Source organism: Vibrio sp. JCM 18905 (assembly GCF_055393305.1).
This window is the reverse complement of sequence record NZ_AP043879.1, coordinates 116,299-128,709: the sequence shown is the minus strand read 5'-3', so window position 1 is coordinate 128,709 and position 12,411 is coordinate 116,299. Positions and strand designations below refer to the sequence as shown.

The window sequence follows — 12,411 nt, the reverse complement described above, 5'->3', positions numbered from 1 at the left end:
ATCCTAGGACCTAGTAATATGCAAAAAAATAGCTTCCTTTCGGGGAAGCTATTTAAATAAATCATTAATTTTCTAACGCCGCCTTCTGCGCTGCGACAATTTCCGTAATGCCGATTTTCGCCGACTCGAGCAATGCCATCAGCTGTTCGTGACTGAACGGTTCACCTTCTGCGGTGCCCTGAATTTCAATCATCTTACCTTCTTCGGTCATTACAACGTTCATGTCTGTGTCTGCCGCTGAGTCTTCAACGTACTCAAGGTCACACAGAACATCATCGCCTAGCAAGCCGACAGAAACCGCAGCTACGTGGCCTTTCATTGGATTCGCTTTTAGCTTACCGCTATCCACTAGGTGTTGGAACGCATCGGCCATTGCAACACTTGCGCCGCTGATAGATGCAGTACGCGTACCACCGTCAGCTTGGATAACATCACAGTCAACGGTGATCATGAACTCACCCATAGCTTTTAGATCGACAACGGCACGTAAGCTTCGCGCAATAAGACGCTGAATTTCCATCGTACGGCCACCTTGTTTGCCACTTGCCGCTTCACGACGAGTACGAGAATGTGTTGCTCGAGGTAGCATGCCGTATTCAGCTGTAACCCAGCCTTTACCTTGACCTTTTAGCCAACGTGGCACAGATTCTTCGACGGTCGCATTACACAACACTTTGGTGTTACCGAACTCAACTAGCACTGACCCTTCAGCGTAAGCTGTGTAGTTACGAGTAATTTTGATAGGGCGAACTTGATCCGCCTTGCGATCGTTTGGACGCATGGGCATCTACCTTAAATATGAGGAGAAGACGATTTGGTTGGGCGAAGATTATAACGGAATCGATTCCGGATTCATAGGTTACGCCGCTGGCACAACATAAACAATCCATACATCCCGCGCACCTATCGACGCAGCGTGATACACTCTTGAAGTAATTTTCAAAAAATGAAGACAGGAAAATTCGATGATTTACAGTATGACAGCATATGCACGCAAAGAAGTAAAAGGCGACTGGGGTTCTGCGGTATGGGAAATCCGCAGCGTGAACCAGCGTTATTTAGAAACATACTTCCGCATGCCAGAACAATTTCGCGGATTAGAGCCCGTTTTACGCGAGCGTTTTCGTAAGCGCTTAGCGCGAGGCAAAGTGGAATGTAATCTGCGCTTTGAAGCAAACCCTGCCGCAAAAGGTGAGCTTAGCATCAACGAAGCGCTTGCTAGCCAGGTAATTAAGGCCGCTGAACAAGTCATGCACATGACTGGTGAACTGAGCCGAATCAATCCATTTCAAGTCATGCAATGGCCGGGGGTAATGGAAACGCCAGAGCAAGACATGGATGCGGTAAATAAAGTGCTACTAGAAGCGTTTGATGGCGCAATGGATGAATTTATTGAAGCGCGCGCTCGTGAAGGCGAGAACATGAAGGCACTGATTGAGCAACGCCTAGAAGCGATCACATCAGAAGTTGTGAAAGTGCGCGCACGCATGCCAGAAATTTTAGAATGGCAACGTGAGCGACTATTCTCGAAGTTCGAAGACGCTAAAGTGGAACTGGATCCGTCTCGTATCGAGCAAGAGTTGATTTTGCTAGCGCAAAAATCGGATGTTGCTGAAGAGCTCGATCGCTTGGACTCTCACGTAAAAGAAACCACAAACATTCTGAAAAAAGGTGGCGCAGTGGGTCGTCGTCTGGACTTCATGATGCAAGAGTTCAACCGTGAATCGAACACGCTAGCGTCGAAATCCATCAGCACCGACATCACCGCATCGGGCGTTGAACTGAAAGTTCTGATCGAACAGATGCGTGAGCAGATCCAAAATATTGAATGATCTAAAAGTCATCGAGTATTGAAACAAAAAAGCCCCGCTAGTACGGGGCTTTCTTTTATTCATCTTTTTCCAAGGTTCTGTTATCAACGTAGGGCCAATAATGATGCCCGACTCTGATGAGCAACGTTGCCGCAGCTAAGATAAACGCTGCCAGAGATAACCACACAACCAAAACCGCATCCAGCTCTTTCATTCCGAGTGTGATATAGCGGGCGATCGCCATCATCGCGATATAGATAGGATAGCGTACCGGAATTTTACCGTTCATCACGAACTGCTGCACCATGGCGAGCACTTCCAGATAGATAAACATCAAAAGAATATCCGTGAGTAAGACACGCTTCTCGACAAATACGTGTACAAACTCTTGCATCATGGCGTACAACGTCGCCAAGGTAATAGAGACTAATAATACCGCCTCCAAAATATGGAAGATTTTCAGGAACGGTCGACTAAAGGATTTCGGTAAATTCGACGGCATGGTCCATTATCCAGACAAATAAGATAGGCCTTGAGTTTAGCATGCAACGATCTTCAATCAATCATAATACTCAGCGCCAATCGACACCAAGAGACCTAACATAGGCCTATAAAAACGCTCCGCTTATTTGGCGGAGCGTTTTTGTGTTATAGGACCTGTGGCATCACTTACGCCACTTGCTGCTTTTTTTCAGCCAGGCGCTTTTTCTTCCGATATTTAGGGTGGGTGATCGGAATCGCAGATAGGAGTTTCTTGGTGTACTCGTTTTGCGGGTTTGCATAAATTTCTTTCGCGCTGCCTGCTTCTACCACTTTACCAAAATACATCACGGCAACTTTGTCTGAAACGTGTTTCACCACAGAGAGATCGTGAGAGATAAAGATGATCGCCAAGTTCATCTCTTGTTGCAGTTGTAGTAATAGGTTCAAGATTTGTGCCTGTACCGATACATCTAGCGCAGATACCGATTCGTCACAAATCAGTAATTTAGGCTTCAATGCAATCGCACGGGCAATACCGATACGCTGACGTTGGCCGCCTGAAAACTCATGTGGATAGCGGTTGACTGCCGTTTCTGGCAAGCCCACTTTGATTAAAAGCTCTTTTACCCACTGTTTGCGCTCGGCTGGCGTACCGATTTTATGAATAACAAACGGTTCTTCTAGAATCATACCGATGGTATGACGCTGATTGAGTGATTCCATTGGGTCTTGAAAGACGATTTGCATGTCTTTACGCAGCGATCGCATCTCTTTGACAGACAGTTTAGTGATGTCTTTACCTTCAAAGAAAATCTTACCTTCCGTTGGCTCGTATAACTTTAAGATCGTGCGACCAAGGGTGCTTTTACCACAACCTGACTCACCAACTAGCCCCAGTGTTTCACCTTCAGAAACAGACAGTGAAACCCCGTCTACCGCTTTGATGGTGTAGCCTTTCTTGAACAGCCCTTTACCAGAAACAAAGTGCTGCTTAAGATTTTCAATTCTTAATACTTCTTTTGCCATAACATCCTCTTTTATGACTCGTTCACTTTGCTCAGTTAACTAGCAAACATACTGGCATCAATAGGCTTGATATCGATCATCTGCTTCGGCTCATTATCTAAGCTCGGCATCAACCCCATCAAACGCTCTGTATATGGGTGCTGCGGGTTATCAAACAACTCAAAAATTTCTGCTTTTTCGACAATACGCCCACCATACATCACGGCAACATCATCACACACTTCTGCCACAACCCCGAGGTCGTGAGTAATGAAGATCATCGCCATGCCCGTTTCTTCCTGAAGCTCGTTCATCAGTTCAAGGATAGACGCCTGAACCGTAACATCCAACGCCGTAGTCGGTTCATCACAAATCAGAATGTCCGGCTTACAGGCCAACGCCATCGCGATCATGACACGCTGGCGCATACCGCCAGATAGGTTATGGGGATACTCATTCAATCGCTTCTCTGGCATTGGGATTTTGACTTTTGCCAGCATCTCAATCGAGAAAGCCTCCCGCTCCTTTTTGTCGAGCTCTGGTCGATGGAGTTCAAGCACTTCACATATTTGACGACCAATAGTGTGTACTGGATTGAGCGCCGTCATCGGATCTTGGAAGATGATCGAAATGCGATCGCCACGCATGGCATACATCTCTTCCGCAGGCAAATCAACTAGGTTGGTGCCGCGATAATTCACTTCACCTTTGATGATGTTGCCATATGGCTTAGGTAAAAGACCCATGATCGACATTGAGGTTACGCTCTTACCACTGCCTGACTCTCCCACCAGACCGAGTGTACGTCCAGCTCTCACATCAAAGTTCACACCATGCAGCACCTTCACTGGTCCATCATCGGTGGTGAATTCAACTTCGAGATCTTTAACACTTAGGATTACATCGTTTTCCATAACCAATCCTTACAGCTTATAAGTGTCATCTACGACAACAACAGGTTCAAAAGCTTTGCCTGACTTCATCGCTTGTTTCGTTCCTTTCTTGATATCACTATCAATCCAGTAAGTGCCATCGCCTATGATTGCACCACTGAACAGCGCCTCTGTCATGCGATTCATTGGCTTATCTGGAAACTTTAACCAGCGCCAATGACCATAGCGGACATAAGGAACCATGTAGCCTGGGACGATAACGTGAGCATCAATGATGTCACGCTGAATCTCATGACCTAGCTGGATCTTTTTATCCATATCCATGCCAAAGCGATACTCGATGATCTTTTCATCCAGTTCTGGCGTGCTGTAGTTTGTGAAAGAGTTAGTTTGCGGCTTGTTCGCATTGACTGAATGGAAGTACTCCCAATACGTTGGGATCTCAGACGTACCCATATCTAAGAAAGCCAAATCGTGCTTTTTCTCACGTACGTATTTGAACATGGATGAGCCATCAACCAACTTGAGCTCAATATCCAGCCCTGCTAGCTTGGCTTGCTCACGCAAAAAGGCAATACGAGGAGTATGAACAGGTGTTCCGTAGGTCAGCTCGAAGCTTAAGCGCTCACCTTTATCATTGACACGAATACCATCGGAACCAATTTTGTTAAAGCCTGCGGCTGCGAATGCCTCGGCCGCTTTTGTGGGGTCAAATTTCGGTGCTTTTGCGTCTGGTAGGGTGTATTTACCATGGCCATAACCCGTCGGGTTTGGCTTACGGGAGTAGTCACCACGCATGATGTTCTCAATCATGCCATCAAAATCAATTGCGTAGGTAATGCCCTTGCGAACGTTTAAATCATCCAGTAAAGGCATCGCGGTGTTCATCCATACGCCGCCCGCACCGACTGGAAATTGGTTGTAACCCCAGAACTTTTGAATGTAGCCTTTTTGGTACGGTTCTGTGTTCGATTTATCGTGCCATAGACTTGGCAGAACCAGACCAAATGCATCCAACTTACCCTTTTCAAAATGCTTCATCGCAATATCGCTATCGCGGATCACTGTGATGCGAATCTTGTCGACATTGTAGCGATTTTGGTAGTACTTATTGCTGTAACCCCACCAATCTTCACCAACATGTTTGAAAGTCACACTTCTACCTTTTTTGATATCATCTAGGTAGTACGCACTGGTTGTTGGTTCACTCTTAAAGTTGTAGTAACGGACAAAGTTGTCGTGAATACCATCACCATTTTCATCCTTTGAAGGGTTGGCATAAAAGTGTGCGGGACGTGGGCGTAAAGCCCCCATTCGTAGCAACAATTCTTCCGGATTGAACTCTTTCGCGGCCTTAACAGCAAACGTATGAGCGTCGTACTTAATAACATCCGCAATGGTTTTGTTGTAATAATCGTTGTACCAAGGCTCTAGGATATCCTTAGAACGATAAAACTTAAGCATGAATACAAAATCGTCGGCAGTCACAGGCTTGCCGTCCGACCATTTAGCTTCTGGGTTGAGTTTGAAATAGACGGTTTTATTGTCGCCAGCTAATGCCCACTCGTTAGCAAGTTCAGGGATGAACTCTAAAGTATCTGGGTGGCGAACCACCAATCCAGGGGTCTCATCCAAGATAAAGGAACGCAACCCCGCATTAGCGTCTGGGCCAACACTACGTAACGTCTGAGGAAAACTTGACATGAAGGTGCGATAGGTCCCTCCACGTTTCGCTTCAGGCGAACCATATTGAGGCTCATCCCAGTTTGTTTGCCAGTTTAAGTCTGTCGGAAGCGTTGCTGACATTGCACCAAAACTCAGGGCGCTCAGCGTGGACGCTAAAAATAATTTCTTCATAAAACTTCCCTTTTTATGTTTTGCTCACAATGCTCGCTTAAACATAGCGTGTGAATTTTTTCGGGTCGAAGGCCGCTCGAATGGCTTCACCAATAAAGGTCACCATTACCAGTACCAACACAATGGAAGTAACCACTGAAGCAACAATCCATGGCGAGTCTAAGTTTGACTTACCTTGTTGTAGCAGCTCACCCCAACTTGGCGTTGGTGGCATCAAGCCTAAGCCTAGATAATCCAAAGCGGTCAGCGCAGTGATGTTTGCTGCAATAGTGAACGGAGCCAATGTCACAATCATTACCATCGTATTCGGTAGGATGTGATTAAACAAAATACGTCCCGTCGATGCCCCCAGAGCACGTGCCGCCATTACGTATTCTCGTGCCGCTTCTTTATAGGTCATGGTTCGCATGTACCATGTCATCCCCATCCAAGTGAAAAGCACGTTAATAGCGACAAAGAGAGCGAACGTCGGTTGAACGATTGAGACAAGAATCATAATGACGTACAAAAACGGCACCATTGACCAGATTTCGATAAGTCGCTGTACAAACAAGTCAAATTTACCGCCCCAAAAACCCATAGCACAACCAACTGCGGTACCAATCGCGTAGGAAATTGCCATAGTGAGCAACGCAAATCCCATTGCCGTTCTAAAGCCGTAGACAAGTCGCGCCAAAATATCGCGACCTATCACATCTGTACCTAAATAATGCTTGTTTTCGGCACTAGGCGCTGTTGGCGGGAAATCACCACTAAAATCTTGTTCATATGGGTTCCATGGCACAAGCGGCAAAATAACAAAGTTGTCGCCCCCTTCGGCCTCAAACGCTTTTTGCAGTACGCGATAATCCGCTTCGCTGGATGACTCTTGGCCAAATTCACTGCCTAAACGGACATCACTGACAACAGGAAAATAGTAGCTACCATCGTACTTGACGACTAGCGCTTTACTATTAATCAGAAGTTCAGCAAAGAGCGACAAGATCAACATGATTGAGAGAATGACAAACGACCAATAACCTCGTTTGATCTCTTTAAAGTGGCGAATTTTCTTTTGAGTTAATGGACTAACTTTAATCATGTTACGCTCCAAACTTCACACGTGGGTCGACTAAAGCAACACAAATATCTGAAATAATGTTACCAATGAGCAGCAACAGCGCATTAATGGCGACAATACCCATAACAACGGGGTAATCACGCTCCATGATTGATTCGTAACCCAATAAGCCAATGCCATCAATATTGAAGATAACTTCAATCAGGAAGGCACCAGTCATGAAGAACAACAAAGAGTTACCAAAGTGACTCGCGATTGGGATTAAGCTGTTACGCAACGCGTGCTTACGAACCGCCTTTTTGAAAGGTAAGCCCTTCGCGATAGCTGTACGGATATAGTCTGAAGAAAGGTTTTCCATCAGGTTGTTTTTCATCGTCATTGTCAGTGTTGCAAAGTCGCCAATGAGGTAACAGATTAAAGGCAACACCGCGTGCCACATGATGTCCTTGGCGCGTTCAAAGAAAGTTTCGTAATCGTCGAAGTCATCGCCGACAAAGCCTCCCATCGGAAACCATTCCAAGTGATAACTAAATAGCGTGATGAGCAATACACCCACCACATAGCCAGGCAAGGCATAGCCCACAAAGATGAGTATTGAAGAAGCGGAATCAAACACAGAGCCGTGCTTGAGCGCCTTGTAATAACCAAGAGGGATCGAGATAAAATAACTGATAAAAAAGGTCATGCCGCCATAAAATAACGACACAGGTAAACGCTCTGCAATCATGTCAGAGACAGGCTCGTAGTAACGTGTTGACTCACCAAGGTCTAGCACGACCAAGCGACTTAGCCACTCCACATACGCTTCTGTCACTGGCTTATCCAGACCGTAAAACGCATTTAGCTCAGCGATTTGATCATCAGAAAGGGCGGTATTGCCACCAGCAGACGTCATTGATGCGGCACCATCCCCTTGAGACTGCATTTGTGACAACATGCGTTCAACAGGTCCGCCCGGCACGAAACGAGTGATAGCAAAGATAAGAATAGTTATCCCGAGAAACGTTGGTATCACCAACGCCAAACGGCGTAAAAAGTACGACAGCATATACAACTTGCTCCTTGTCTACTGTCCAATTCAGGCGGAGTGAAAGAGGAAGTTCCCCGCCTAAAGTGGTGCATATTTATCTCGTAGTAACTAAAACTGTTGAAACACACTCCCTGCGTTTCAAGAACCAGACTTTTCTACTACTGCAATAATTTCAGCGTCATATTTATCTTGAATCCACATCAGCTTCAAGTGTTTGAAACCAAAACATGACAAACTTCCTCCGAAGTCGAAAAACAGAAATGTTTTTGTAAAAAATTATAAAAAACCACAAAAATAATTCACACAGAATATCAATCTAGGCTGTTTAGAGCCAAAACCCTACATAAAAATGCAAATATATGGAATAAATAGACATATCCACCACATGTATATTTGACCTAAAAATACGAGTGAGCCCTTTTACAGCAATGGGTATCATATTTTGATACCACCCTATAAGTTCGAGTCACCAAAGTATGGATTCGATATAAAACTCATCTCAGAACAATTCACTGGAAAAATATCTTTTTTCAGATTCAATTACCCACTAAAAAACCATAGGCAAGATAAGTCATTAAAGTTTATAAGAAACACAAAATACGGTGTTTTATTGAAATTTGATGTCGCCTTGGTAAGGCTATTTAGTTTTTTATTCCGCGTTTTAAACTAACCCTGGTTATTTACATCTTTTTTACATTTAAGCATCCCCGTTTACCACTGGTTTGACTTCCTTTTTTCATCTCGGTTATACATTGGCCGAACGTTAACGAAATATTAACGTCACAATTGGCCGCTATGCGGCCAGACATAGGAAATAATAATAATCGGAGCAACAAGGATGTATAAAAACACAACCGCTTTATCTGTTGCGATAAGCCTTGCGTTAGGGACAGCAGCAGTCGTAGCCCCAGCAACAGCACTGGCAGAAGAGCAACAAGTTGAAAAACTTCAAAAGATGAAAGTTACTGGTTCGCGTATCTCCACGACGGATATGGAAGGTCCTTCACCAGTTACTGTTATTAATAGTAAAGATATTGAATCTAAAGGTTTTAACAGCGCGCAAGACGTGTTGAACAGTTTGACTCAAAACACCGGTGGTGTAATGGCTCAAACGAACTCTTTCTCATTCACACCTGCAGCACAGTCAGTCAACTTACGTGGTCTTGGCGCTTCACGCACATTGATTCTTATCGATGGTCGTCGCCTTCCTCAATACCCACTGGCTCAAGATGGCACATCTAACTTCCAAGACATTGGTCAAATCCCTGTTGCCGCTATCGAGCGTGTTGAAGTAATGACTGATTCAGGTTCCGCTATCTACGGCTCCGACGCGATCGGCGGTGTCGTAAACTTCATTTTAAAGAAAGACTTTGATGGCGTTTCTGTAAAAGTACGTGCGGGTGACGCAACAGATGGTGGCTACCAAAATGGCCGTTTAGACGTTGTTGCAGGTAAAGATTTTGACGATAAACGTATTCTCTTCGTTGGCCAATTTGCGGGCAACGAAATGCTTAAACAATCTGACCGAGATGATTGGGCTGGCGATGACGGTTCAAGCCGTTCTCAACTAAGTGGTTACTCTAGCTACGGTGCAAACTTTGAAGGCGCAAACGGAACACTTCTAACACCCGCTGATGCTGGTTCTTCATGTAAAGAAGTCGTTGGTGATGCCGCTATTGAACGAGCGGATGGCAAGTGTGGTGTTAACCGCTCTGCATACCGAACGTTGAAACCAGAGAACAAACAAGTAGACCTGCTTTTACGCGGTGAAATGGACATTAACGACAATGTTACTGCCATGGCAGAAGCCCGTTTTGGCTACAAATCTACAGAATCTGAATTCGAACCTAACCCTTACAGTGTCGAAGTTGATGCCACTCACTTCCGCGGCGAAGGTGAATACACTCGCCGTATGGTCGAATTTGGCCCACGCGAAAGTAACACTGAAGCCGATTCTTTTGGCTTAACCTTAGGCTTGAACGGCCTGCTTGCTGATACGTATGATTGGGACCTATCAGCTGGTTACTCAGAGCAAAGCGTTGAAACAAGCAACCCAGCAATCTACCTAACTCTTGATCAAGCCGTACAAAATGGCGATGTCGATCTTCTAGGGCCTATCTCTCAAGACGTTGTAAACAAATACAGCGGCACATCAAGCAAAGAAGCCTACTCAAAGCTTTACTCTGTTAACGGCTCACTGGCCGGTGATTTGGTTGAACTGCCTGCTGGTATGTCTGGCGTTGCTGTTTATGGTGAATGGAACCGTACTGACTACAATGAAACGATTGATGCGACAACAGCAGCTGGTGGTTTCTCTGGTCTAGGCGGAACATCAGGTGGCGGTGACCGTGATCAAATTGGTCTTGGTGTCGAAGCCCTAATTCCTATCATTGAAGATTTGGAAATGAGAGTCGCTGGTCGTTATGACCACTACTTCGACGACTCGGCAACAGGCGGAGCCTTCACTCCTAAAGTAGCACTAGCATACCGTCCTACTGACACTCTATTGCTTCGTGGTAGCTACGGTCTAGGTTTCCGAGCTCCTGACTTGAAACGACTATTTGGCGATCAAACTCGAGGCTTTGGTTCTGGTTTTGACCCTGTGCTTTGTGCCAACGCTGGTGGTAGCGGCCCACAAGATAAAGATAAGTACCCAGAGTGTGATACTCAATACTTCGATACGCTTAACGGCCCTAACTCTGAGCTGAAAGAAGAAACAAGTACAAACATTAACTTGGGTCTAGCGTGGGAACCTGTGGATGACCTTGGCGTAACCGTTGACTGGTACCACATCAAGATGGAAGACGTCGTAACAGCACCAACTTACCAAGACGTAATTAACGATCCAGGTAAATACCCAGGCACAGAAGTAGTTCGTAATACAGACGGTACAATCAAGTCCGTATCTTACGGCCCAGTCAACCAGTCATATGAAGAGCGCTCTGGTGTTGACCTTGCTGTGAAATATGCTTACGACACTAATGAGTTCGGTTCATTCAATACGCGCGTAGCTGTAACTAAGATCTTGATTGCTGAATATCAAGAGAACGACAGTGAGCCAGTAACGGATGAAAGAGATTTCATGCCTGAATACACCGCAACGTTAAACCTTGGCTGGGCATACGAAGATGTCGCTATCAACCTATTTGGTAAATACCGTGACCGTATGTGTTCAAGCTATGCGAACCGTTACTACTTTGATGACTGTGACTCTGCTAAGAAAGCTGGTTACAAAGCAGAAATCGCTAGCATGACAACATGGAACCTAACGGCTTCTTACCAATTCAACGAGAGTGGTCGTGTAACTCTTGGTGCTATTAACATGTTTGACAAGGTACCGCCTGCCGATCCTCTAAATGATACCTCTCCATTCTATGCAACTGGATATGACGATCCAATCGGCCGTCAGCTTTACATCGAGGCATCATACGACTTCTAAAAAATATTTGGCGCGGGTTTTCCGCGCCCTTTTCGACTGACTAAAACACTGACAAGGATGCAACCATGAAATTCAAGGAATTTGGTCTCAGTGCCATAGCTGCAGCATTGCTTACTATCAGTAGTAGCTCTGTAGCGGCCAACTCTGGTGCTGTCGTTTCCACACAAGCAAAAGCAAATCAATCTTCAGAAGCTTCGCAACAAAAAATCGACAACTATGCCGAAAGCACTGAAGGCATGTTGGCAGAATACAAAGGCTTACTTCGTCAAATCGACAGTATGAAAGTCTACAACGAGCAAATTAACCGTATGGTTCAATCGCAGCAAGGCGAGTTGGACTCATTAAATAACCAAATTGCTCAAATCGATCAAACGGCAACAGAAGTGGTGCCACTTACATTAAAAATGATCGATGCACTCGACGAATTTGTGACTCTCGATCTGCCTTTCCAGAAAAAAGAGCGTAATAAGCGAGTTCAAGAACTGCGTCGTCTCATGGATCGCGCCGACGTAACAACTTCAGAGAAATTCCGTAAAGTGATGGAAGCGTACCAAATTGAAGAAGGCTTCTCTCGCTCAATCGAATCTTACAAAGCTAGCCTAGACCGAAATGGTGAAACCGTGACTTACGATTTCCTACGTATTGGTCGCACAGCACTTCTATTCCAATCTCCAGACGGTGGTGAGACAGGTATGTGGAACCAACAAACACGTCAGTGGGAAACATTACCGGAAAGCTACCGCATCGCGGTACAGCAAGGCCTTCGTATCGCGAAGAAGCAAGCGCCACCAGCGCTAATCAAACTGCCTGTATTTGCTGGGGAGGAATAAGAG

General features: G+C 45.4%; 10 protein-coding genes. 3 read left to right on the top strand and 7 right to left on the bottom strand.

Features of this window, described 5'->3' with window-relative positions; all coding sequences use genetic code 11:
* Positions 1–64: 64 nt before the first annotated feature.
* Positions 65–781, bottom strand: a complete 717-nt coding sequence (rph, locus tag ACZ5ZC_RS08795) for a ribonuclease PH (protein ID WP_046874111.1) — start codon at positions 779–781, stop codon at positions 65–67.
* A 184-nt stretch (positions 782–965) separates the two neighbouring features.
* Between rph and ACZ5ZC_RS08790 the strand changes: the two genes are divergently transcribed.
* Positions 966–1,832, top strand: coding sequence for a YicC/YloC family endoribonuclease (locus ACZ5ZC_RS08790; protein WP_005379378.1), 867 nt, complete (start codon positions 966–968; stop codon positions 1,830–1,832).
* 55 nt (positions 1,833–1,887) lie between these two features.
* On the opposite strand, the gene ACZ5ZC_RS08785 is transcribed toward ACZ5ZC_RS08790, so the two are convergent.
* The 6 genes from ACZ5ZC_RS08785 to ACZ5ZC_RS08760 form a co-directional block, all read right to left on the bottom strand.
* Positions 1,888–2,313 (bottom strand): phosphate-starvation-inducible protein PsiE, encoded by a 426-nt coding sequence (locus tag ACZ5ZC_RS08785; protein ID WP_012841209.1) that lies wholly within the window; start codon positions 2,311–2,313, stop codon positions 1,888–1,890.
* 167 nt (positions 2,314–2,480) lie between these two features.
* Positions 2,481–3,320, bottom strand: coding sequence for an ABC transporter ATP-binding protein (locus tag ACZ5ZC_RS08780; protein WP_005394930.1), 840 nt, complete (start codon positions 3,318–3,320; stop codon positions 2,481–2,483).
* A 35-nt stretch (positions 3,321–3,355) separates the two neighbouring features.
* On the bottom strand, positions 3,356–4,213 hold the full coding sequence (locus tag ACZ5ZC_RS08775) for an ABC transporter ATP-binding protein (protein WP_005394932.1): 858 nt from the start codon (positions 4,211–4,213) through the stop codon (positions 3,356–3,358).
* 9 nt (positions 4,214–4,222) lie between these two features.
* Positions 4,223–6,049, bottom strand: a complete 1,827-nt coding sequence (locus ACZ5ZC_RS08770) for an extracellular solute-binding protein (protein ID WP_464931835.1) — start codon at positions 6,047–6,049, stop codon at positions 4,223–4,225.
* 37 nt (positions 6,050–6,086) lie between these two features.
* Positions 6,087–7,130, bottom strand: coding sequence for an ABC transporter permease (locus ACZ5ZC_RS08765; RefSeq protein WP_006741815.1), 1,044 nt, complete (start codon positions 7,128–7,130; stop codon positions 6,087–6,089).
* A gap of 1 nt (position 7,131) precedes the next feature.
* Positions 7,132–8,157: an ABC transporter permease subunit gene (locus ACZ5ZC_RS08760; RefSeq protein WP_005394935.1), complete on the bottom strand. Its 1,026-nt coding sequence runs from the start codon at positions 8,155–8,157 to the stop codon at positions 7,132–7,134.
* An 820-nt stretch (positions 8,158–8,977) separates the two neighbouring features.
* Here ACZ5ZC_RS08760 and ACZ5ZC_RS08755 point away from each other — a divergent pair.
* Positions 8,978–11,578 (top strand): TonB-dependent receptor plug domain-containing protein, encoded by a 2,601-nt coding sequence (locus ACZ5ZC_RS08755; RefSeq protein ID WP_006741813.1) that lies wholly within the window; start codon positions 8,978–8,980, stop codon positions 11,576–11,578.
* 65 nt (positions 11,579–11,643) lie between these two features.
* A complete protein-coding gene (locus tag ACZ5ZC_RS08750) occupies positions 11,644–12,408 on the top strand; it encodes a DUF3450 domain-containing protein (protein ID WP_104971145.1) in 765 nt (254 codons plus the stop codon).
* Positions 12,409–12,411 lie beyond the last annotated feature (3 nt).